Below are 22098 nucleotides of genomic sequence, written 5' to 3'. Positions count from 1 at the left end.
GTCACCTGCGCCTGGTCCACCTGGCCCGTCTGGTCGGTCCGGCCGTCGGCCCCGGCGGGGACGCTCCCGGTGGGGCCGACGACGGCCGACGCCGGACCCGCGCCGGTGGGCACGGCACCCCCGCCGGGGGGGGGGGCCGCGGGGGGGGGGGGGGGCCCCGGGGTTTTGGCACGACCGCGCGGTGGCGCGTCGCTCGGCCCGCGGGGCGCGCGCCGCGACGAGCACCGACCCCGCCGCCCCGACGATCACCGCGTACGGCGCGACGAGGTGGGCCGAGACCTGGGCCGGGGAGATCGTGGCCAGTCGGGGCACGGCGAGGAAGTAGGCGACCGCGACGAGCAGCGGTCCGGCCGCGCCGGAGACCACCGCGCCGAGTCGCAGCTCCGCCGTCCGGGCGGCCCGCCGGGCGGCCAGCGCGCCGATCAGCAGCGCCGAGCCGAGGGCGAGCAGCGCGCCCGGCCAGTAGAGGTGGTCCCGCAACCAGAACCGGGGGCTGTCCTGGGCGATCTGCCAGATGCCGAGTTGGGCGCTGGTCAGCCCCCGACCGGCGAGCACCCCGTCGACGACGGAGACCACGGCCAGCAGCCAGAGCCAGCCGACGGTGACGATCACGTTCGTCGCGGCGGCCCGGGATTGCAGCGTCCAGACCGCCACCACCAGCCCGACCAGCACGCCGACCCCGGCGTAACCGGCCGCGACGGTCTGCGGTGAGAAGGTGTCCGGTACGGAGGCGGCCCGGGACGGCACCGCGACCAGCAGCACCGTGATCAACGCACCGACCGCGCCCGCCACCGCGAGGGTCACCCGGTGCAGGGTGCCGTCGGCGACGTCCTCGCCCCCGCGTTCGTGCAGCCGTTGGGCGCAGACCGCCCCGGCGACGGTGGACACGGCGGCGATCCAGGTCGCCCAGGCGAGACTGGCGAACCAGGACGGCTCGGTGGCCCCGGCGTCGACCGGAGCCCAGTTGATGATGCCCAGGCCGTAGCCGAAGCCCAGTTGTGCGGCGCCCACCCCGGCGGCCACGCCGACCGCGGTGAGCACCGATCCTCCCCAGCCCCGTCCCGCCATGCCGGGGACTGTAGCGTCCCCTGGTCGGGGCGGCGAGTCGGACGACCACCGGAGCACGCCCGGTGACCGGTGGGCAGCGGCCGGTACCGTCTCGGGGACGAGGCGGGAGCACGATGGACGACGACTACACCGAACAGGACCGCGCGGAGCGCGACCGGCCGGGCCGGGGCCGACTTGTGCTCGGCGGCACCCTGGCGACGGTCCTGCTGGCCGCCGTCGGTGGCACCGTCGGGTGGGTGCTGGCCGACCCCGGTGCCCCGCAGACCGGTACCACCCCGGCGGCGGCGCCCACCGGATCGGCCAGCCCGCGCGACGTGCCGACCACCGCCCGGCCGGCGCCCGCGCGGACCACCACGCCACCCCCGCCCGCCACCACGGGCGGCGGCCTGACCGTGCCCCGGCTGGTCGGCCTCGACTTCGAGAAGGCGCGGGACGAGCTGCACGACCGGAAGCTCGGCTGGCGGCTGGTATTCGGCACCGGCTCCGGCCGGTCGGTGACCCGTACCGTGCCCGCCCAGGACACCTCGGTCCGGCCGGGCACCACCGTGCGGGTCGAGGTCAGCGGCCCGGCCCCCGAGGTCGACGTGCCGGACCTGGTCGGCGAGGACTGCGACGACGCGGCCGAGGAACTGGGTGACCTGGGGCTGTTCCCCCGCTACCCCACCGGCAACCGTGGTGAGGTCACCACCCAGGTGCCTGCCGCCGACACGACCGCGCACTGGAACGACCAGGTCTCCATCTCCTGCGGTGGCCCGGCGACGTCGGCTCCCGCGGTGACGCCGACGGGGTGACGGGCGGGTCGTCGCTCCGGTACCGGTGGACGAGGACCCCGACAGTTACCTTTGGGGGGCCGAGGCCACGACCACCTGGCCTGCGCAGGGCCCGACGTGGTGGGTCGAGGCCCCGACGCCGGTCGGCTGGCGAGAGGACGTGCGATGAGCGACGACCGCCAGGAGCCACCCGCCGACGACGCGACCCGCCCGTTGCCGCCGGACCGGCCCGGTAGCGGGGGGCGACCCGCCGCTGGCCCACCGCCACCCTCCGACGTCACCGCCCGGCAGGAGTCGGTGGACGCGACCCGACCGTTGCCCCCGACCGCCGGGACGACCCCGGCCGAACCGGTCGGTTCGCCGGTGTGGTCCGGCCGGGCCGGGGTGCCACCGCCACGCTCGGACGACGCCGGGGAGCAGGCCGAGTGGTACGGCGACGAGCAGCGCGGCCGCCGCTGGTGGACGCCCATCCTGCTGGGCGTGCTCGCGCTGCTGCTGCTCGGGCTGGTCGGGGTGGGAATCTGGCTGGCCCTGCGGGCGGCGGATTCCCCGTCGGACGGGACACCGACCCCGCCGCCGACCGCCGTGCCGACGACGGGTGCCGCCCCGACGACCGCCGCCCCGACCACCGCCGCCCCGACCACCGTGCCCCCGACGACTCCGCCGACCGCCGCCCCGACGACCGGCCCCGCCGGCATCCCGGTACCGCCACTGGTCGGGCTCTCCCAGGAGACCGCCGAGACCCTGCTCGGTCGGCTCGGGTTGTCCTCCCGGGTGCAGACGCGGGAGTCGGACCGGCCGCCCGGCACCGTGCTGGCCACCGATCCGGACCGGGGTGAACTGGTCTCGCCGGGTGACGAGGTGACCCTGGTGGTGGCCGCCGAGGCGTCGGCGTCGCCGACCGGGGCCGGCACCTCCACGCCAGCGGTCAGCCCCACCGGCTGACGGATGCCGACGGCCAGCGGTGACGGATTCCGTCACCGCCTCGTCGGGGTCCGACCCTGACCTGCTCCGTCGTCGCCACGCGCCGGCCGGTCCCCGGACGGCGCACCGAGGCTCACCACATCCGGCGTCTGGTGCCGACCAGGCCCAGACCGGCCAGGGAGATGGCCAGGCCGAGCAGACCGGAGTAGAAGAGGGACCGGGCGACGGCCCGCGGGTCGCCTGCCGGGTGCCGGGGGCCGGCGAACGCGGACGCACCACCACCGACGCCCGCCTGCCCGGTGTTCGGGTCGCCGGCGGTGCCATGACTGTCGGTCGTCGCCTCCCGGCCCGACCGCCCGGTGTCCGGGTAGCCGGCTGCGCCGTGGTCGTCGGTCGTCGCGTCCCGGTCCGGGCCGGGGAGTGCCCGGTCCAGCTGCGTACCGTCGGGGTCGTCGGTCGGGGCGTCACCCCGTTCGACCACGGTGATCTCGGGAGCCGGCACCGGCTCGGCGAGCCGGGTGGCCGACTCGGCCGGGTAGCGCGCCACCACCACCAGGGTGACGACCGCGCCGATCAGGGCCAGCAACCCGAAGGCGTAGCTGACCCGGGACCTGTGGTGCCGCCGCGCGGCGGGCAGATTGACCATGGCCATCCCAGGTTCAGGGGCCGGTACGCGCGGGGTGGAGACTTTCGCCGGGGTGGGCGTACCGATTCTATGGCGGCGGCACGCCCCTCGGCCGGGTTATCGGGGAGTCAGCCCACCGCGATCCGAGCGCGGTTGACCGGCCGTCGCGATCGTGCCGTGTGCTGACGTGGCACGGCCGCGGCCCGGAGCTGGATCAGCCCGTCCTGCTGGACGAAGATCGACCTGCGGCTGACCGCGTCTCCCGACGCGTTCATCTGGTAGCCGTCGAGCCAGAGCCAGCCGTCGTACGTCGGCCAGTCGAGCACCCGGATCACCCGGAAGGTGATCGGTCGGAGGAACTGCACACTCGCGGCACGGGTGACGTGCAGAACATCACCGGAGCGGGGAAGCACATGGGCTCCTGGGAGGGAATGGCCGGCGTGGCGGGCCGACCGGTACGGAAACTGAGGACGAGGTCCGGGGCCGGCGACGGGGTCGTGCCTCGCGGGGCCGGTGCTCGGTGTGGCGATGATCGGGCCGTATCCGCTGGTGGTGGACCGTCACCCGACCATCACCCGCTGCTCACGGGTGCTATCGCTCCCACCGCCGCAGCCACCGGGCGTGCAGCGGCGGGGTCATCGACCCGAGGCAGGTTTCGATGACGCAACTGGGCCGGGGCACCTGCCCACCCGGCCGATGCCGGGGCGACGATCACACCGGGAGATCGACCGGAAACGGTGAGTGACTCGAACCATGCGGACAGCCTGCATCAGCGTCGTGCGGGATGCAAGTTGCACGTCGAATTTGCCGATACGGGAACCCCGACACATGAATCGGGCGCTTGATCACGCTGTCCCCCGGGCTGCACACTGGACGCCGGTTCCGCCCGACGCGGCCGGTCGACGACCGGGCTCCACCCCTGCCGCGAACGATCGCCCGCCGCTCGTCGGTCGCGCCCCCCGGCGGGTGTGGACGCAGGCGCGATCGACCGGAGGTAACGGGTGAGCGCGAGGCGCCAGCTTTCCCCGTCAGCGACACCCGGGGTGACCCGATGAGCGAGCGGCGGAGCCCCACCATCCGACGTCGCCGACTCGGGGCCGAGCTGCGCCGGTTGCGCGACGGTGCCGGCATCACCATCGAGACGGTCGCCGAGCAGTTGGAGTGCTCCGCCTCCAAGGTCTCCCGGATCGAGACCGGTCACACCTCGGCGACCCCGCGTGACGTCCGGGACATGCTCCGCATCTACGGGGTGGTGGGCACGGAGAGCGAAGAGTTGGTGCAGATCGCCCGCGAGGCGCGGCAGAAGGGGTGGTGGCACCCCCACCGCTCGGTGCTCGTGGGGGCGTACGTCGGTCTGGAGGCGGCGGCCGGCTCCATCCGCACGTACGAGCAGCAGGTCGTCCCCGGTCTGCTGGTGACCGAGGAGTACGCCACCGCGATGATCCAGGCGGCCCGTCCGGACCTGACCGCCGACCAGGTGCAACGGCGGGTGCGTGTCCGACTGGGCCGTCAGTCGTTGTTGACCCAGGACGATCCGGTCGATCTGTGGGTGGTGCTCGACGAGGCGGTGTTGAGAAGGCCGGTGGGCGGCGACGCGGTGATGCGTGGTCAGCTCCGGCGGCTGGTGAAGGTGGCCGAACTGCCGAACGTGACGTTGCAGGTCCTGCCCTTCGAGGTGGGAGCGCACGCCGGCATGGACGGGCCCTTCACGATTCTCGGTTTCCCCGACTCGGTGGATCCGGATGTCGTGTACGCGGAGAACGCCACGGGTGGGCTCTTCCTCGAGAAGAGCGACGAACTACAGAAGTACAAAGCCATCTTCGATCAAATTCAAGCAACGGCCAGGCGACCGGAGGAGTCCATCGCACACATCGCAGAACTGGCAGAGGAGCCGTTGTGGAAATGGCGACCAAGAGGTTCCCCGAGGACCTGACGCAGGCAACCTGGTTCAAGAGCTCGAAAAGCGGGCCGAACTGTGACAACTGCGTCGAGGTGGCTTACGTGATCGGGGCGGTCGGGGTACGGGACTCGAAGGACAAGACAGGTCCCGCCCTCGTTTTCGCCCCCGGGGAATGGAACGCCTTCGTCGCCGATGCTCGAAACGGCACGTTCGGCCAACACTGACCAACGCAGCGTGGCGTTGACCGCGGGCCGGTCGGGGACACTCCCCGGCCGGCCCGTCGCCACTTCCGTCCCGCCTCGTTGAACCCCTCGGTACGGCGCTGGTCGACGACCCGCCGCGCGCAGCGGCAACCGAGCGAGGCAGGCGATACGCAGATGACGACGATCGGTTCAGACAACCTCACCAACGGTCCGGGCAAGACCGAACGCTTCGGCGGCAAGTACCGCGGCGCGCGACGCGACACCGTGCTCACCGAGGTCGGTGCCACCGACACCGAACTGGGCCGCGACGGTGTCCCCGCACCCGAGCAGGCCGGGTCGCCGCTGTCGCTGCCCTCGCTCGACCCGAACCCGCTCACCGAGCCGTCGTTCCCGCCTGCCGGCTGGCCGGCAGAGCCGCCCGAGTCGCTTGTCGACCATCCGCTGCTGCGTGGCCTGCTGCTGGAGTTGCCGCCGAAGGGGAGCGTCCCGCCGCCCGGGTGGCTGGACAGGTGGTTCGAGGCGACCCGGGCGATCCTGGAACTGCTATACGTGCAGGGAGCCGGCCGCGGCCGGTGAGGCGGGCAGCCCGGCCAGGGCAGGGGCGGCGGTCGGCAGCGTCCGCTCGGCGAGCCGGTTGTGCCGCAGGCCGTGGCGTACCCCGATGGCGAGGACGGCCAGCCCACCGGCGGTGAGCGCGACCCCGGCGACCCCGTTGTCGACGCCCAGGTCCAGCCCGGCGGCCCGGAGCAGGCCCGGCACGGTGGCCAGCGCGGTCACCTGCAGCGGCAGGCCGACCAGCGGATGCCCGGCGGCGGCCCGTAGACCGTACGGCGCGGGGGTCTCCGGTGCGGCGGCGAACGCGCCCGCGCCGGCCCGCAACCGGCGGACCCGGCGCACCGTGCTGGTGGCCACCACGAGCGCCGGGACGGCCACCAGCGGAAGTTGGCCGGCGGCCCGGTCGACCGGGGTGTCCCCGGCGCTGGTCAGGCCGGCAGCCAGCACCGTCATGGTCAGGCCGAGGCCGGCGAGGGAGAGAACGAGCAACCATCCGGTACGCCGGCGCAGGGCCCGGGCCCGGTCGAGCCGGGGGAGCCCGTCCGCCACGACACCGGCAGCGAGCCAGACGGCGGCGATCGACAGCAGCACGATGAGATGCCCATCCATGGACACAGCCTTGCCCAGAACGGCGTTCGGCGAATCCGGGACGGCCCCTGATCCACCCCGAAGCGTCCCGTAGGGGGGCGGTCGGTCCATCGCCCGGCACGCCAGCCGGCCGGTCGTCACCGGCCCGCTGTCACACCGACCCGCTGTCACCGGCCGGTCGTCCGCAGGACGTCTCAGACCGCGAAGGTGGCCGGTCGTTCGGTGGCCGGTGCCGGGGGCCGGGCCTTCCACAGGCCGGTCTTCTGGCCGGCGAGGCGGGCCAGGTAGGCCGGGTTGAGGATGACGTACCGCCGCCAGAGCCGCTTCGGCTCCAGGCCGAGTCGCCAGAACCACTCCAACCCGGCCCGTTGCATCCACGGCGGCGGCTGCCGGAGCAGGCCGGCGTGGTAGTCGAAGGCCGCGCCGACGGCCATCAGCGGCATGTCCAGCAGGGGCCGCATGGCGTACGTGAAGACCTCCTGGCGGGGGCAGCCCAGCCCGACCAGGACGAGCCGGGCACCGCTGGCCCGGATCCGGTCGGCGATCTCGACGTCCTCGCCGGGCTGGACCGCACGGAACTTCGACGGCTCCACCCCGGCGATCTTCAGGGCGGGGAACATCCGCTCCAGCGCCGGGATCAGCTTCGCCAGGGTCTCCTCGGTCGAGCCGTACAGGTAGACCGGTAGGCCCTCCTCGGCGAACCGGCGCAGCACGTGCAGGGTCAGCGTCGGGCCGTACACCCGGTCCGACAGGCCGGCGTGGTGCAGCAGGTTGAGCGCCCAGCGCACCGGTTGCCCGTCCGGGGTGACCACGTCGAAGGAGTTGAGCCGGGCGTTGTGCGCCGGGTCGAGCACGCCGGTCATCACCCCGTGCACGGCCAGCGCGGTCAGCGCCAGCGGTCGGCGGTCCCGGGCTGCCGCGACGACCTGCTCGGTCGCCGAGGCGTAGTCGGTGGCGTCGACAAGGACGCCGAGGACGTTCCGCTTGCCCTGTGCGGTCATGCTCCCGGCACCCACTTGTCGACGTTGGCCTGGTGGATCTCCCGCATGATCATCGGTACGTCGTAGACCTGTTTCCAGTCCGGGTAGTCGGCCTGGAACGCCTCGTTCGAGCCGATCCACCACTTGTGGTCGCCGATCCGGTTCGCCTCGACGTACTCGGTGATCATCTGCTGGCCGGTGATCTGCTCGGCCAGCGCGAACGCCTCCCGGTTGGAGGTGTTGGAGTGCCGGCCGCCACCCAGGTTGTAGACCGCCGCCGAGCGCGGGGCGCGGAAGAACGCCTCGAACGCCGACACCACGTCCGAGCTGTGGATGGCGTCCCGGACCTGCTTGCCCTGGTAGCCGAAGATCTTGTAGGTGCGGCGCTCCATGTTGGCCCGCATCACGTACCCGAGGAAGCCGTGCAGCTCGGTCGCCGAGTGCGCCGGGCCGGTCAGCGTGCCGCCCCGGAAGCAGGCCGTCCGCATGTCGAAGTAGCGGCCGTACTCCTGCACCATCACGTCGGCGGCGACCTTGGAGGCGCCGAAGACCGAGTGCAGGCAGGCGTCGATCGACATGTCCTCGCGGATGCCCTGCTCGTACGGGTGCCCCGGCGCGATCTCCCACCGGGTCTCCTGCTCCACCAGCGGCAGGCTGTTGGGGCGGTCGCCGTAGACCTTGTTGGTCGAGCAGTGGATCAGCGGCGCCTCGATGCAGTGCTCCCGCACGTTCTGCAGGATGTTGAGGGTGCCGACCGCGTTGACGTCGAAGTCGGTGAACGGGTCCCGCACCGCCCAGTCGTGCGACGGCTGGGCGGCGGTGTGGATCACCACCGCGATGTCCCGGCCGTACCGGGCGAAGAGCTTCCCGAGGGTGTCCCGGTCCCGGATGTCGATGCTGTGGTGCGCGTACGCCGACCCCAGCTCGTCGGTCAGCCGCCGGACGTTCCACGCGGTAGAGGCCTCGGCGCCGAAGAACTCCTGCCGCATGTCGTTGTCGATGCCGACCACGTCCAGGCCGAGCCCAGCGAAGTGCCGGACCGCCTCGGAACCGATCAGACCGCCCGACCCGGTCACCAACGCGACGCTCACACGACACTCCTGGTCAAGTTGGGAGCTGGAAAAACCACCGGAGCATAGCCTGACGTCCGGTGCGCCCCGATACGAAGCGAGGGCCCCGCATTCTGCGGAGCCCTCGGCGATCTGGTGGGGATGGGGGGAGTTGAACCCCCACGTCCTTTCGGACACACGGACCTGAACCGTGCGCGTCTGCCATTCCGCCACATCCCCGTGGCACGACCCTCGAACGCGGTGGTGCGCGTCGGTCCCGCCGTCTCCGGCGGGACCCGAACATCCTACCGGGTCCTGCGGTCTCGCCTCGACCGGTTACCGTTCTTGCGAGCGGTCACCCTTCGTGGCGGACGAAAGAGTAGCACGGTCGCCGGGCCCGCTCCGAACGGGCCGCCGCGCGGTGGCCGAGCGGCGCGCGAGCTGCATGCGCGCCGTCCAGATACCATCATGTCCTCGGGACCCGAGGAGGAGCCGGTGAGCGTGCTGCAACGCTTCGAGAAGCGTCTGGAAGGCCTGGTCGAAGGGGCCTTCGCCAAGGTCTTCAAAGGGGTGGTCCACCCCGTGGAGATCCTCAACGCCATGCAGCGGGAGGCCGAGGCGCACAAGGCCATCCTCGCTGGTGGCCGCACCCTGGTGCCGAACCGTTACGTGATCGATCTCTCCCCGTACGACCACAGTCGGTTGGCGCCGTACGCCGCCGCGCTGGCCCAGGAGCTGGCCCAGTCGCAGGCGGAGTTCATCGGCGAGCAGGCGTGGACTGTCTACGGCGACGTGATCGTCGAGGTCGAGCGCGGCGAGGGGCTGGACACCGGGATGTTCCGGGTCACCGCCGAGGTCTACACCGGCGGTGAGGTCGCCCCGGTGTCCTCGCCGGGCGGCTACGACCCCGGACCGCCCGGCTACCCGTCGTACGACCAGGGTGGCGGCTACGGTCCCCCGCCGGGGCACGGTGGTGGCACCCGCAACGTCCGGCTGGTCTCCGGTGACGGTCGGACCTACCCGTTGCAGATGGGCTCGACCGTGATCGGCCGGGGCGACCAGGCCAACCTGCGCCTGCCGGACGTCGGGATCTCCCGGCGACACGCCCGGCTGGACTTCGACGGCGGCCAGGTCGTGCTGACCGACCTCGGTTCCACCAACGGCACCATGGTCAACGGCCAGCGGGTCTCGGCCGTCGCCCTCAACCCGGGCGACATGATCCAGCTCGGGACCACGACGCTGACCTTCCGCGTGGACGGCTGACCCGCCTTGCCGGAACTCGTCATCACCGTCGCCCGGTTCGGGTTCCTCATCCTGCTGTGGATCTTCGTGTTCACGGTGGTCGGTGTCATCCGTCGGGATCTCTTCGCGGGCGCCCGGTCGGGCCGGCTGGTGGCCGCGCCCCGCGCGGTCGGGGCCTCGACCCAGCAGCAGACGGCGAAGCCGGCGAAGGTGAAGCGGGGCCGGGCGGCCCACCAGTTGGTGGTCACCGCCGGCCAGCTCGCCGGTACCCGGATCACCCTCGGCGAAGCGCAGATCACCATCGGTCGGGCGGAGGACTCCACCCTCGTCATCACCGACGACTACGCCTCCGCCCGGCACGCCCGGCTGGTGCCCCGGGACGGACAGTGGTTCGTCGAGGATCTCGGCTCGACTAACGGCACGTACCTCGATCGCGCTAAGGTCACCGGACCGACCCCCGTCCCCCTCGGCGTGCCGATCCGAATCGGCCGCACCTCTCTCGAATTACGGCCATGACTCTGACCCTGCGCTATGCGGCCCACAGCGACCGCGGTCTGATCCGAGACGGAAACCAGGACTCCGTCTACGCCGGGCCGCGGCTCCTCGCCGTCGCCGACGGCATGGGCGGCATGGCCGCCGGTGACGTCGCCAGCAACATCGTCATCGGTGCCATGGCGCCGCTCGACGAGGACGTCCCGGGGGACGCGCTCGTCGATGCGCTGCGATCGGCCGTGGGCACCGCCAACCAGCAGCTCCGCGACACCGTGGACGCCAACCCGCAGCTGGAGGGGATGGGCACCACGCTCACCGCGACCCTCTTCTCGGGCAGCAAGCTCGGCATGGTCCACATCGGCGATTCCCGGGCCTACCTGCTGCGCAACGGCGAGTTCGCCCAGATCACCAAGGACGACACCTACGTCCAGATGCTCGTCGACGAGGGGCGGATCAGCGCGGAGGAGGCGAGCAGCCACCCCCAGCGTTCGCTGCTCACCCGGGCCCTCGACGGCCGGGACATCGACCCGGAATACAGCGTCCGGCAGGTGCAGCCCGGTGACCGCTACCTGATCTGCAGCGACGGCCTCTCCGGCGTGGTCAGCGCGGAGACCATCGGCGACAGCCTCCGGGAGTACACCGACCCGCAGCAGTGTGTCGAGCGGCTGGTGCAGCTCGCCCTGCGCGGTGGCGGCCCGGACAACATCACCGTGATCATCGCGGACGCCACCGACCATGACATCGTCGAGGCGAGTCCGATCGTCGGCGGGGCCGCGGCCCGGGACCGGGGGATGGCCACCGCGGCCGACGACTCGACCCCGGCGGCCCGCGCGTCGGCGCTCTCCGCGCCGCGCCCACCCGCCCCGGAGGAACCGGCGGCCAACCGGGACGACGACCCGGACCGTCCCCGCCGGCCGCTACGCACCGTGGCGATGCTGGTGGCCCTGCTGGTCATCCTCGGTGGCGGCCTCTTCGCCGGCTGGAGCTACACCCAGCGGCAGTACTACGTCGGGGCCACCGACAGCGGGCAGCTCGCGGTCTTCCGGGGGGTCCCCGGACAGGTCGCCGGCCTCGACCTGTCCAACGTGCACTCGATCAGCCAGGCCAAGCTCGACGACCTCACCCTGGCCGCCCAGGAGCAGGTCAAGCAGGGCATCCAGGCCAAGAGCCAGACGGACGCGCAGCGCAGGTTGGCCGAGCTGACCAGCGACGACCCGGCCAACCCGAACCTGAAGCCGGTCTGCCCGCCGGTGCCGTCCCTCGTCACCGGCTCCCCGGTGTCGACGACGTCCCCGGTACTACCCAGCCCCGGCACGCCCAGCCCCGGGGCGACCGGCCCCGGCAACCCCGGTCCCGGCACGACCGGCGTTCCCGGTGTCACCGGGACCCTCACGCCGCCCACCACACCCGACGCCTCGGCCTCCGACGCGGTTCCGCCGGCCGGAGACCCGGCGGGCTGCCGGTCGCCCGAGTGACGGTCGGCTGAGATCCGAGGGACACCTCCTTGACCGCAGCGGCCAACCCGGTAGTCTCGCCCGCCACGACGGGCGAGCGGCCCGGCATACGCCTGGCGCGGTCCCGGCGCAACGCCGAACTGTCCCTGCTGTTGCTGGCGATGGTGCTGGTGGCCGCGTACGGGGCGATCGTCGAGGCCAACCTGCTCGACACCGTCACCCGCGACTTCTGGATGCCGGCCGCCGCGCTGGGGCTGGTCTTCCTCGGCATGCACCTGGTGATCCGCTGGCTCGCGCCGTTCGCCGATCCGGCCCTGCTGCCGGCGGTGGCCCTGCTCAACGGCGTCGGGGTGGGCTTCCTACGCCGGCTCGACCTGGCCAAGGCCGCCCCCGCCGACCGGGAGACGCTTGCCATCTTCGCCGGCACCGGTGGCCGCCAGTTGGCCTGGACGCTGGCCGCGGTGATCCTGGCCGCCGGGCTGCTGGTGGTGATGCGCGACCATCGGGCCGTTTCGCGGTACGCGTACACCCTGGGGCTGGCCGGCATCGTGCTGGTGATGATCCCGGCGGTGCTGCCCGGTCGGTTCTCCGAGATCAACGGTGCCAAGCTGTGGATCCGGGTCGGCGGGTTCAGCATCCAGCCCGGTGAGTTCGCCAAGCTGGCGCTGCTCGTCTTCTTCGCCTACTACCTGGTCCGCAAGCGCGAGGTGCTCTCGCTGGCCAGCCGCCGCATCCTCGGCATCGACTTCCCGCGCGGCCGGGACCTCGGTCCGGTGCTCGGCGTCTGGCTGATCAGTCTGCTGGTCCTGGTCTTCGAGAAGGACCTCGGCACCTCGCTGCTCTACTTCGGCATGTTCGTGGTGACGCTCTACATCGCCACCGAACGGGTCAGCTGGCTGCTGATCGGTCTGGTCCTCTTCTTCGGCGGCGCCTACCTCGCGTACGTGCTCGGCGGCACCGTGGGTGGCCCGTTCGCCAACTTCTACACCCGCGCCGAGATCTGGCTCGACCCGTTCGCCGAGCCGTACGACAGGGGTTACCAACTGGTGCAGGGGCTGCTCGGCCTGGGCAGCGGTGGTCTGTTCGGCTCCGGTCCGGGTGCCGGGGAGCCGCTGGAGATCCCCGAGGTGCAGAACGACTTCATCTTCGCCGGCATCGGCGAGGAGATCGGCCTGTTCGGGCTGACCGCGCTGCTGGTGGTCTATCTGCTCATCGTGGAGCGGGGGCTGCGGGCCGGGCTGGCGGTGCGGGACTCGTTCGGCAAGCTGGTCGCCGGTGGCCTCGCCTTCACCCTGGGGCTCCAGGTCTTCGTGATCGTCGGCGGGATCAGCAAGCTCATCCCGCTGACCGGCCAGACCACCCCGTTCCTCTCCGCCGGTGGCTCGTCGCTGATGGCGAACTGGCTGCTCATCGCGGTGCTGCTGCGCATCTCCGACGCCGCCCGGCGGCCGGTCAACCAGGGCGGCGGCCCGGCGGCCCGACCCGGTGGCGGTCCGCCGGAACAGCTGCACGGTGCTCCCACGGAGGTGATCCGCCCGTGAACGCGCCTCTGCGCCGCGTCGGCGTCGTCGTCATGGTCCTGTTCGGGCTGCTCTTCGCCAACCTGAACTGGATCCAGGCCTACAAGGCAGACGAATACCGCAACAGCGACTACAACGGTCGGGTCCAGGTGGCCGAGTACGAGCGTCGGCGGGGCAACATCGAGGCCGGCGGCACCGCAGTGGCCACCAGCAAGGAGACCGGCGGCAAGCTGAAGTTCCAGCGCAGCTACCCCGGCGGGTCGAAGTACGCGCACGTGCTCGGCTACAAGCCGGTCAACCTGGGCGACACCGGCATCGAGCGGCTGGAGAACGACTTCCTCGCCGGCACCAGCGACGCGCTGCTCGGCAACCGGATCAAGGACATGTTCACCGGCGACGAGACCAGCGGCGGCAACGTGCTGCTGAGCATCTCGAAGCGGGCCCAGGACACCGCCTTCGAGCAGTTGCGCAACAACCGCAGCGGGGTGAAGAAGGGCGCGGCGATCGCCATCGACCCGCGTACCGGTGCGGTGCAGGCGCTCGTCTCGATGCCCGGCTTCGACCCGAACCCGCTTGCCGACCACGACACCAACGTGGCGTCGGCCGCCTACAACAAGTACGAGCAGGACCCGGACGGCCCGCTGAAGAACCGGGCGCTGTCGGAGACCCTGCCGCCCGGCTCCACCTTCAAGATCGTGGTGGCCGCCGCCGCCCTGGAGAACGGGGTCGGCAAGGACACCGAGATCCCGGCCGGGGCGAGCTGGACCCCGCCGACGTCGGGCACGCCGATCAAGAACGCCGCCGCGTCGATCTGCCCGGAGGCACAGGTCACCCTGATGGACGCGGTCACCGAGTCGTGCAACACCGGTTTCGCCCAGCTCGGTGTGCGGCTCGGGGCGGACACGGTGAAGGAGAAGGCCCGGCAGTTCGGCTTCGAGCAGGACGACCTCACCGTCGGGCAGCTCGGCGAGGGGGGCCTGCCGGTGGCGGCCAGCCGGACCGGCGACATGCTGAACCCCGACGGCGGCACCGACCCCGCCGCGCTCGCGCAGTCGTCGATCGGCCAGAACAACGTCCGGATGACCCCGCTCCAGGGGGCGCTGATCGCCGGCTCGGTGGCCAACAAGGGCCGGCAGATGCGCCCTTACCTGGTCAAGCAGCTGCTCGGGCCGGACCGCACCACCAGCTACTACAACGCCCAGCCGCGGGAGCTGCGCCAGCCGGTCAGCGGCCAGGTCGCCGACGACCTGCGGGACATGATGGTCAGCGTGGTGAAGAACGGCACCGGCCGCTCGGCGGACATCGACGGCTACACCGTCGGTGGCAAGACCGGCACCGCGCAGTCCGCTCCGGACCGGCCCGACCACGGCTGGTTCATCGGCTTCGCGCTGGACAAGAACGGCAACGCCGTCTCGGCGGTCTGCGTGGAGCTGGAGCAGGCGGGCAGCGGCGGCAGCGCCGAGGCCGCCCGGATCGGCGGCAAGATCATGCAGGCGGCCATCGCCGATGCGGGGGGCCGCTGACATGCTCAGCCCCGGCGTGCAGCTCGGCAACCGCTACCGCCTCGACGAGCGGATCGCCAGCGGCGGCATGGGCGACGTGTGGCGCGGCACCGACCAGGTGCTGGGCCGTACGGTGGCGGTGAAGAGCCTGCTCCCGGCGCTGCTCGACGAGCCCGGCTTCGCCGAACGGTTCCGGGGCGAGGCGCGCACCATGGCCACCATCAACCACCCCGGCGTGGTCGACGTCTACGACTTCGGCAGCGACCAGCAGATCGCCTTCCTGGTGATGGAGTACGTCGAGGGCGACGCCCTGTCGTCGACGCTCAGCCGGGTCGGCCGGCTCACCCCGGCCCGGACGATGGCGCTGCTCGCCCAGGCCGCCGACGCGTTGCACGCCGCGCACGAGAAGGGCATCGTGCACCGGGACGTCAAGCCGGGCAACCTGCTCGTCCGGCCGAACGGGACGCTCGTGCTCACCGATTTCGGCATCGCCCGGTCCGAGCTGGTCGGCCAGCTCACCGCCGCCGGGTCGGTGCTCGGCACCGCCTCGTACATCTCCCCCGAGCAGGCCACCGGTGCGGTCGCCACCCCCGCGTCCGACGTGTACGCGCTCGGCGTCGTGGCTTACCAGTGTCTGGCCGGGCGGCGGCCCTTCGAGGGTGACAATCCTCTCGAGATCGCGATGAAGCACGTCCGGGACACTCCCCGGGCGCTGCCCGGTGACATTCCGCCGCAGGTCAAGGCGATAGTGGAGCGGGCCATGGCCAAGGAGCCCGGTCACCGCTGGCCGAGCGCCGCCGCCCTGGCCGCCGTCGCCCGGCAGGCCAAGCTCGCCCTCTCCCAGCAGGCCCGGGGCGGTGGTGGACACCCCGGTCCGGTCTCCGGCGGTCCGGTCTCCGGGGCGCCGGCCTCCCCGGCTGGCCCGATGGCCCGCGCGCAGGTACCCGCCGCGTCCCGACAGCAGCCCGCCGCCCTGTCCCACCAGCACCGCCCGCCCGCCGGTGGGCAGGCCCGTCCATCGGCCGCCGGTCAGGCCCGACCACCGGCCAGCGGTCAGGCCCGACCACCGGCCAGCGGTCAGGCCCGACCACCGGTCCAGGCCCGGCATCCGCAGCAGGTCCAGCGGCCGGCGGCCCAGGCCGCCCCGATGGTCCCCTACCAGCAGCCCCGGGGTGCCGCGTCCGTCCCGCCGGCCCAGCTCCGGTCCGACCGACCCATGGGGTACGCCCGGCAGCCGCTGCCGGCCCCCGCCCCGCCACCCCGTTCCCGGTCCGGCATGGTGACCCTGGCCATCCTGCTGGCCGTGCTGATCCTGGTCTGTTCGGGCGTGCTCTCCTACAGTGCGCGGAACAACCTGTTGAACGGTGATCCGGGGGCTCCGCGCACGACGTCCGGCGCGCTGAGTGCCCACGGACGCGACGATCCGGTCGGAACACCGTACCGTCGGGTGGTACGGCCCGGACCAGGTGCCGGCGAGACGACGACGAGCGAAGGACGACGAACGCGATGACAGCCCAGGCCCGCCTGCTCGGTGGCAGGTACCAGGTCGGCGAGCTGCTCGGTTACGGCGGCATGGCCGAGGTGCACCGCGGTCGGGACCTCCGGCTCGGTCGGGACGTCGCGATCAAGATGCTCCGGACAGACCTGGCCCGGGACGCCACCTTCCAGATGCGGTTCCGCCGCGAGGCGCAGAACGCCGCGTCGCTCAACCATCCGGCGATCGTCGCCGTCTACGACACCGGCGAGGAGACCGCCCCGACCGGCGAGACCCTCCCGTTCATCGTGATGGAGTTCGTGAACGGGCGGACCCTCAAGGAGGTCCTCGGCGTCGAGGGGCGGCTCCAGCCGCGCCGGGCGCTGGAGATCTGCGCCGACATGTGCGCGGCCCTGGAGTTCAGCCACCGGCACGGGATCATCCACCGGGACATCAAGCCCGGCAACGTGATGCTCACCCAGACCGGTCAGGTCAAGGTGATGGACTTCGGCATCGCCCGCGCGCTGGCCAGCGGCGCCACCACGATGACACAGACCAGTGCGGTGATCGGCACGGCCCAGTACCTCTCCCCGGAGCAGGCGCGCGGTGAGGCCGTCGACGCCCGCTCCGACGTGTACGCCGCCGGTTGCGTGCTGTTCGAGCTGGTCTGCGGTCATCCGCCGTTCGTCGGCGACAGCCCGGTCAGCGTGGCGTACCAGCACGTGCGGGAGGCCCCGCCGACGCCGAGCGACATCAACCCGGACGTCACCCCGGCTATCGACGCGATCGTGCTGAAGGCGCTGTCGAAGAACCCGCTCAACCGCTACCAGAGCGCCGGCGAGATGCGGGCCGACCTGCTCCGTGCCGCCGCCGGTCGACCGGTGATGGCCACCCCGGTGATGACCCAGGACGAGACGACCCCGATGGCGGCGGCGTCGTCCGGCTACCCGACGCAGGTGGTCGGTCAGCAGACCCGGCAGATCCCGGCCCGGGTCGGCGACCCGCAGCGGCGCAGGAGTTCGGCCTGGGTGATCGCGGCGTTCGCGGCGGTCGGCGTGCTGGCGGTGATCGCCCTGGTGGCGGCCCTGCTGATGAACGGTGCCGGAGACGAGACCAAGACGAGCCCGGTGCCCAACCTGGCGGGCAAGACGCAGGACGCCGCCTTCACCGAGATCCGCAACCTCGGTCTGGTGCCGGCGACCGGCGACCAGGTCTTCGACAGCACCTGCAAGGTGGGTACGGTCGCCAAGCAGGACCCGCCGGCCGGCACCGCGCTGGAGGAGAACCGGCAGGTGACGGTGAACATCTGCGGTGGCAAGCCCGAGGTCAGCATCCCCACCGGCCTCAAGGGCAGCAAGGTCGAGAGCGCCGAGACCCGCCTCACGAACGACAAGTTCCGCGTCAAGGTCGTGACGAAGGACAGCGAGGAGAGCGAGGACATCGTCCTCGACGTCTCCCCGCCCGAGGGGGAGAAGGTGCCGGAGGGCACCGAGGTGACCCTGACCGTCTCCAAGGGCAACGTCCGTGAGGTGCCGAACGTCAAGGACCTCAGCCAGACGGAGGCCACCCGGGCCCTGCAGAACGCCGGCTTCAAGGTGAACGCCGAACTCGGTTCGGAGGTGCCGGCGGACGAGGCCGGCAAGGTGCAGAGCCAGAACCCGAAGGGTGGCACCAAGAAGGCGAAGAACACCACGGTCACCATCGTGGTCAGCGTGCCGGAGGTCACCGAGTCACCGACCCCGCCGACCCCGACCACGCCGGTGCCGACCACCACGCCGCCCGGTGACGGTACGGGTGGCGGGTTCCCGCTGCCCACCCCGCCGTTCCGGGTCGAGGACGAGTGACCCGTACCCCGAGGTGACGCGCAGGCCCGGTCCACCTGGACCGGGCCTGTGTCGTACGGCGGTGGGGTCAGCCGGTGGCGAAGGCGGCCCGGCGACGGGCGTCGACCTCGGCGGCCAGCTCCGGGGCGCGTTCCAGGGCTTCCCGGTGGCCGCAGGCGGCTACCCAGTTCGCCAGCATCAGGTGGCCGCCCTCGGTGAGCACCGACTCCGGGTGGAACTGCACCCCCTCGATCGGCAGGGTCCGGTGCCGCATCGCCATCACCACGCCGGACTCCGTCCAGCCGGTGACCTCCAGCTCGTCGGGGAGCGTCTCGGGCAGCACCGCCAGCGAGTGGTAGCGGGTGGCGGTGAACGGGTCGGGCAGGCCGGCCAGCACCCCGACGGAGTGGTGGCGCACCTCGGAGGTCTTGCCGTGCAGCAACTCCGGCGCCCGGGTGACTGTCGCACCGAACGCCTCGCCGATCGCCTGGTGGCCGAGGCAGACGCCGAAGATCGGCAGCTCGCCGGCGTACCGGCGGATGACGTCGAGGCAGATGCCGGCGCGGTCCGGGCTGCCCGGCCCCGGCGAGAGCAGGACACCCGCCGCGCCGACCCGGCCGACCTCGGCGACGTCGATCTCGTCGTTGCGCCGGACCTCGCACTCGACCCCGAGCTGACCCAGGTACTGCACGAGGTTGAAGACGAAGGAGTCGTAGTTGTCGATCACGAGGACACGCATGGGCTCACCGGTCCGGGGAGGGGGCGGGTGGGGTGTTGTTCCGGTCGGTGTCGTACGGCAGGTCGTGTCCGTCGCCGGCCGGCGCGTCGGGGTCGACGGCGGAGTCACCGCCGGGGTTGCCGGAGTCCTGGGTGACCTGGACGTCGTCGAAGGGCAGCAGCGGCTCGGCCCAGGGGAAGACCACGTACCAGAGCAGCGCCACCGTCGCGGTGGCGAGCAGCACCGAGCCGATCAGCTTGCCGGGCAGCCCGAAGGGCAGCTTTCGCCAGATGAACGAGTACACCGTGGTCAGCCTCGCAGTTCCGGCGGTGGGCCCTCGGACTTGGGCTGCGCGCGGTCGAACTCGGCGTGGACGATCAGCCGCTGGTAGTTGTCGAACTTCGGGTTGCAGGTGGTCAGGGTGAGCAGTTTGCGGGTGGCCTTTGCGTTCGGCTGGCCGGGCACCGGCGCGACCACCTCGACCTGGTCGGGGCGGACGATCCGGGACTGGTACACCTTGTAGACGTACCAGTCCTGCTTGCCCTCCAGGATGATCGCGTCGCCCACCTCCAGCTCGTCCAACCGCCAGAAGGTGGCCCGGTTACGGTGACCGGCCACCGAGAAGTTGCCCACCTCGCCGGGGAGCGCGCTCTTCGGGTAGTGGCCGGGGGCGTACCTGATGTCCTGCTGGGTGACGCCCTCGACGACGACCCAGTTCTTGTCGAGGCTGGGGATGTAGAGCCCGGCGATCGGCTTGCCCTCGGCCGGAGCCACCGGTCTGGCCGACGCGCTCGGGCTGACCGTCGGGTCGCCGGTGGGGCCCCACGCCTGGGCCAGTTGCTGGTTGAGGTCGCTCTGATGGGCGTCGACGAGGGCGGACTTGCCCCAGATCTCGTACCCGGCGAAGAGGAGCACCACCAGGCCGAAGGTGATCAGCAGCTCGCCGCTGACCCGTACGCCGGTGCGCAGCCGGGAGCCGAAGGTCGGCCGGGTCAGCTCCGAGTAGACGCTCTTGTAGCCCTCACCGGTCTGCTCCGGGCGCAGCTGCACCACCCGCTCGCCGCGCCGGGGCGGCGGCGGGGGCTCGCTCGGGCCGCCGGCCCCGGCGTCCTCGGGTGCGGGCGGCACCGCACCCATCAGGGCGGTGGAGTCCCACACCGGGTTGGTCGGTCGGGCCGGCAGCACCGGGAGCACCGTGGTCGCCGCCGGGTCGGCCGCCCGGTCCGGCCAGCCGGCCGGCGCCGGCCGGCCGTGCTCCACCGGCCCGTTCCCGGGTACGTCCCGACGGGAAACCTCGGGTACGCCCCCGCGCGGAACCTCCGGCCCGGGAGCGGACCCCGGGTGGCGGTCGCCTCCGGCGCCGGACGGGCGCGGCGTCCCGTCCGGCGCGGCGGCCCGGAGCCGTCCCGTCTCGACGGGTGGCACCGGACGCGGGGCGGCACCGGGGGAATCGGGACCGTGCTGGTGCGCGGCCGACGCCGGTGTGGGGCGGACCGGCGGCTGCGGTGGCTGCCGCTCGGCGGTCGCCGGTTGCTGGCGATGGGGCGTTTCCGGTTGCTGACGTTCGGTCGTCGCCGGTGTGGGGCGGCCCGGCCAGACGGGCGGCGGCTGACGCGACGGCAGTGCCGGCGCGGGCCAGGGGCCGGTCGGCCCCGGGCGGGCGCTCCCGGGGCGGGCGGTCTCCGGGCGGGCGGTCTCCGGGCGGGCGGTCTCCGGGCGGGCGGGGGGCGACGACGACGTGGACCGGTCGATCCTGGGCAGGAAGGCGGTCGGTTCGTCGTCCGGGTCGCTGCGGCGCGGGTCCCCGCCCTGGTCGGTCATCGCGGCACCGTCGCCGATCGCAGCGCGGTCGAGTCCTCGAACGCCGGCACGGTGACCGTGGCGACGTGTTCGGAGTAGCCGAGCTGGTAGTGATCGACCGCCTGCTTGAACAACCCGACTCCTTGCGAGCCGGCGAGGGCCTGCTGGAGGGCAGCGGGATCGCCGATTGCTACGATCTTGAAAGGTGGCGAGTACACCCGGCCGTGCAGCAGCAGGGTGTTACCGACGCAGCGTACCGCGCTGGTGGAGAGCACGCGGACGTTCATGATGGACATGGCCTCCGCGCCGCCGGCCCAGAGCGCGTTGACCACGGCCTGCACGTCACCCTGATGGACGACGAGGTCGTCGTTGGTGGCGCCCTTGGGCAGGGTGCCGTCGCCGCGGCGGGGGGCGTCGTTCAGCTCGACTGTCACCCCGGAGCCGGTGAGCGCGGTGAAGCCGGCGGACTGCTGGAAGCCGTGGGCGCGGTCCCGTTGCGCCTTGATCGGCGCGTCGGTGTCGGCCAGGGTCTCGGTCTCGCCCTCCACGTCGGCCCGCAACCGGGCGGCCCGCAGCTCACTGGCGGCCACCTGCTCCCGACGGTCCTCGATGAGCTGGGTGAGCTGGGGCCGGCGGTCCTCCCGTAGGGCCGTGCCGCCCGCCGTGCTCGCCGTGGTGGTGAAGAGCAGTCCGGCCGCGGCGGCGATCAGCGGTACGCCGATCGACCAGCCCGGCCGGCGTTGCCGGGGGCGTCGGGGCAGGAAGGCTGCGACCGCCCGGCGCAGGGCCTTCTGCCAGGATGCCGCACCGGATGTGTACTCCACCGCGCGTTCCTCTCCCGTCGTCTGGTGACTCCCGTCACCACGCGGAACGGGTCGTCGACACCGCGTCGACCCGCCCGATTCCGGTCACCGTGGGCACCGGATCGACCCCGTTCATGGCCTGAACCGGCCTTCCGGACTACGCTGACTGTCGAACATTATTGGCCATGGACCGTCGCCCCCGCGCCCGGTTGTCAGGCCGGACGAGGTCGTCACCCCTCTGGAGAGCGTCGTGCCCAAGTCTCAGGTCCGTAAGAAGAAGGTGTACACCCCGCCGACGGACGTTCGTCCGACGACGACGACGGCGGCGACGCGCAAGCCTAGCCCGGTGTGGCTGCCGGCTACCGCTGTCGCGTTGATCGTCGGCGGCATCGGCTGGCTGGTGGTCTACTACCTCTCCGAGCAGGAGTACCCGGTCGCCTCGTGGGGTTACTGGAACCTCGCGGTCGGGTTCGGCGCGATGGTGGGCTCGCTGATCCTGCTTTCCCGCTGGCGTTGAGCGGGGCGCTCCGGCGCGCTCCGCGACACGACCCAGGTCACCCCGTACGGCCCCAGCCCGGCGCTTCGACGTGGGGGGACCTATGGTGTCC

23 protein-coding genes and 1 tRNA gene are annotated in these 22098 nt (G+C 72.4%); 13 read left to right on the top strand and 11 right to left on the bottom strand.

Going from position 1 to position 22098, the window contains the following annotated elements:
• A partial coding sequence (locus AC0AIB_RS12470; RefSeq protein WP_465096698.1) for a hypothetical protein occupies positions 1–1068 on the bottom strand: 1068 nt, incomplete at its 3' end.
• 113 nt (positions 1069–1181) lie between these two features.
• Between AC0AIB_RS12470 and AC0AIB_RS12465 the strand changes: the two genes are divergently transcribed.
• Positions 1182–1859 carry a PASTA domain-containing protein gene (locus tag AC0AIB_RS12465; protein WP_465096697.1) on the top strand — a complete coding sequence of 226 codons (678 nt, stop codon included), beginning with the start codon at positions 1182–1184 and terminating at the stop codon, positions 1857–1859.
• Positions 1860–2003: 144 nt separating this feature from the next.
• Complete coding sequence (locus AC0AIB_RS12460) at positions 2004–2783, top strand: PASTA domain-containing protein (protein WP_465096696.1); 780 nt, start codon at positions 2004–2006, stop codon at positions 2781–2783.
• 112 nt (positions 2784–2895) lie between these two features.
• On the opposite strand, the gene AC0AIB_RS12455 is transcribed toward AC0AIB_RS12460, so the two are convergent.
• Positions 2896–3414, bottom strand: a complete 519-nt coding sequence (locus AC0AIB_RS12455) for a hypothetical protein (RefSeq protein ID WP_465096695.1) — start codon at positions 3412–3414, stop codon at positions 2896–2898.
• Positions 3415–3515: 101 nt separating this feature from the next.
• Positions 3516–3800, bottom strand: coding sequence for a hypothetical protein (locus AC0AIB_RS12450; protein WP_328341605.1), 285 nt, complete (start codon positions 3798–3800; stop codon positions 3516–3518).
• 638 nt (positions 3801–4438) lie between these two features.
• Here AC0AIB_RS12450 and AC0AIB_RS12445 point away from each other — a divergent pair.
• The 3 genes from AC0AIB_RS12445 (at position 4439) to AC0AIB_RS12435 (ending at position 6066) form a co-directional block, all read left to right on the top strand.
• Positions 4439–5320: a helix-turn-helix domain-containing protein gene (locus AC0AIB_RS12445; RefSeq protein ID WP_328341603.1), complete on the top strand. Its 882-nt coding sequence runs from the start codon at positions 4439–4441 to the stop codon at positions 5318–5320.
• Positions 5290–5511, top strand: a complete 222-nt coding sequence (locus AC0AIB_RS12440; RefSeq protein ID WP_328341601.1) for a DUF397 domain-containing protein — start codon at positions 5290–5292, stop codon at positions 5509–5511. The genes AC0AIB_RS12445 and AC0AIB_RS12440 overlap by 31 nt, the downstream gene beginning before the upstream one ends.
• A 153-nt stretch (positions 5512–5664) precedes the next feature.
• Positions 5665–6066: a hypothetical protein gene (locus AC0AIB_RS12435; RefSeq protein ID WP_328341599.1), complete on the top strand. Its 402-nt coding sequence runs from the start codon at positions 5665–5667 to the stop codon at positions 6064–6066.
• On the opposite strand, the gene AC0AIB_RS12430 is transcribed toward AC0AIB_RS12435, so the two are convergent.
• From AC0AIB_RS12430 to AC0AIB_RS12415, 4 genes are all read right to left on the bottom strand, one after another.
• Complete coding sequence (locus tag AC0AIB_RS12430; protein WP_328341597.1) at positions 6034–6654, bottom strand: hypothetical protein; 621 nt, start codon at positions 6652–6654, stop codon at positions 6034–6036. The genes AC0AIB_RS12435 and AC0AIB_RS12430 overlap by 33 nt on opposite strands.
• A 173-nt stretch (positions 6655–6827) precedes the next feature.
• On the bottom strand, positions 6828–7634 hold the full coding sequence (locus tag AC0AIB_RS12425; RefSeq protein WP_328341595.1) for a WecB/TagA/CpsF family glycosyltransferase: 807 nt from the start codon (positions 7632–7634) through the stop codon (positions 6828–6830).
• Positions 7631–8704 (bottom strand): NAD-dependent epimerase/dehydratase family protein, encoded by a 1074-nt coding sequence (locus AC0AIB_RS12420; RefSeq protein ID WP_328341593.1) that lies wholly within the window; start codon positions 8702–8704, stop codon positions 7631–7633. Before AC0AIB_RS12420 ends, AC0AIB_RS12425 begins: the two co-directional genes overlap by 4 nt.
• 112 nt (positions 8705–8816) lie before the next feature.
• Positions 8817–8902: transfer RNA gene (locus AC0AIB_RS12415), tRNA-Leu, on the bottom strand.
• Between the two features lie 228 nt (positions 8903–9130).
• On the opposite strand from AC0AIB_RS12415, the gene AC0AIB_RS12410 reads away from it, so the two are divergent.
• The 7 genes from AC0AIB_RS12410 to pknB all read left to right on the top strand — a co-directional run bounded on the left by AC0AIB_RS12410 (position 9131) and on the right by pknB (position 18190).
• Positions 9131–9925 carry a DUF3662 and FHA domain-containing protein gene (locus tag AC0AIB_RS12410; RefSeq protein ID WP_328341591.1) on the top strand — a complete coding sequence of 265 codons (795 nt, stop codon included), beginning with the start codon at positions 9131–9133 and terminating at the stop codon, positions 9923–9925.
• Between the two features lie 6 nt (positions 9926–9931).
• The gene (locus AC0AIB_RS12405; protein WP_328341589.1) at positions 9932–10420 is read left to right on the top strand and encodes an FHA domain-containing protein FhaB/FipA; all 489 of its coding nucleotides are present in this window, start codon (positions 9932–9934) and stop codon (positions 10418–10420) included.
• Positions 10417–11871: a PP2C family protein-serine/threonine phosphatase gene (locus AC0AIB_RS12400; RefSeq protein WP_328341587.1), complete on the top strand. Its 1455-nt coding sequence runs from the start codon at positions 10417–10419 to the stop codon at positions 11869–11871. The genes AC0AIB_RS12405 and AC0AIB_RS12400 overlap by 4 nt, the downstream gene beginning before the upstream one ends.
• 140 nt (positions 11872–12011) lie before the next feature.
• A complete protein-coding gene (locus tag AC0AIB_RS12395; protein WP_328348983.1) occupies positions 12012–13391 on the top strand; it encodes an FtsW/RodA/SpoVE family cell cycle protein in 1380 nt (459 codons plus the stop codon).
• Positions 13388–14893, top strand: a complete 1506-nt coding sequence (locus tag AC0AIB_RS12390; protein ID WP_465096694.1) for a peptidoglycan D,D-transpeptidase FtsI family protein — start codon at positions 13388–13390, stop codon at positions 14891–14893. Before AC0AIB_RS12395 ends, AC0AIB_RS12390 begins: the two co-directional genes overlap by 4 nt.
• Before the next feature lies 1 nt (position 14894).
• Positions 14895–16382 carry a serine/threonine-protein kinase gene (locus AC0AIB_RS12385; protein ID WP_465096701.1) on the top strand — a complete coding sequence of 496 codons (1488 nt, stop codon included), beginning with the start codon at positions 14895–14897 and terminating at the stop codon, positions 16380–16382.
• A complete protein-coding gene (pknB, locus tag AC0AIB_RS12380; RefSeq protein ID WP_465096693.1) occupies positions 16379–18190 on the top strand; it encodes a Stk1 family PASTA domain-containing Ser/Thr kinase in 1812 nt (603 codons plus the stop codon). Before AC0AIB_RS12385 ends, pknB begins: the two co-directional genes overlap by 4 nt.
• A gap of 67 nt (positions 18191–18257) precedes the next feature.
• Here the strand turns inward: pknB and AC0AIB_RS12375 are convergent, their stop codons facing one another.
• The 4 genes from AC0AIB_RS12375 to AC0AIB_RS12360 are packed head-to-tail and all read right to left on the bottom strand — an operon-like array spanning position 18258 to position 21511.
• Complete coding sequence (locus AC0AIB_RS12375) at positions 18258–18908, bottom strand: aminodeoxychorismate/anthranilate synthase component II (protein WP_328341581.1); 651 nt, start codon at positions 18906–18908, stop codon at positions 18258–18260.
• 4 nt (positions 18909–18912) lie between these two features.
• Positions 18913–19191, bottom strand: a complete 279-nt coding sequence (locus AC0AIB_RS12370) for a hypothetical protein (RefSeq protein ID WP_328341579.1) — start codon at positions 19189–19191, stop codon at positions 18913–18915.
• A 5-nt stretch (positions 19192–19196) separates the two neighbouring features.
• The gene (locus AC0AIB_RS12365) at positions 19197–20708 is read right to left on the bottom strand and encodes a class E sortase (protein WP_465096692.1); all 1512 of its coding nucleotides are present in this window, start codon (positions 20706–20708) and stop codon (positions 19197–19199) included.
• Positions 20705–21511: a DUF881 domain-containing protein gene (locus tag AC0AIB_RS12360; protein ID WP_328341574.1), complete on the bottom strand. Its 807-nt coding sequence runs from the start codon at positions 21509–21511 to the stop codon at positions 20705–20707. Before AC0AIB_RS12360 ends, AC0AIB_RS12365 begins: the two co-directional genes overlap by 4 nt.
• 229 nt (positions 21512–21740) lie before the next feature.
• On the opposite strand from AC0AIB_RS12360, the gene AC0AIB_RS12355 reads away from it, so the two are divergent.
• A complete protein-coding gene (locus tag AC0AIB_RS12355) occupies positions 21741–22007 on the top strand; it encodes a cell division protein CrgA (RefSeq protein ID WP_328341572.1) in 267 nt (88 codons plus the stop codon).
• Positions 22008–22098 lie beyond the last annotated feature (91 nt).

The organism is Micromonospora sp. DSM 43699 (genome assembly GCF_055517075.1).
This window is presented reverse-complemented; position numbering and strand designations above follow the sequence as displayed.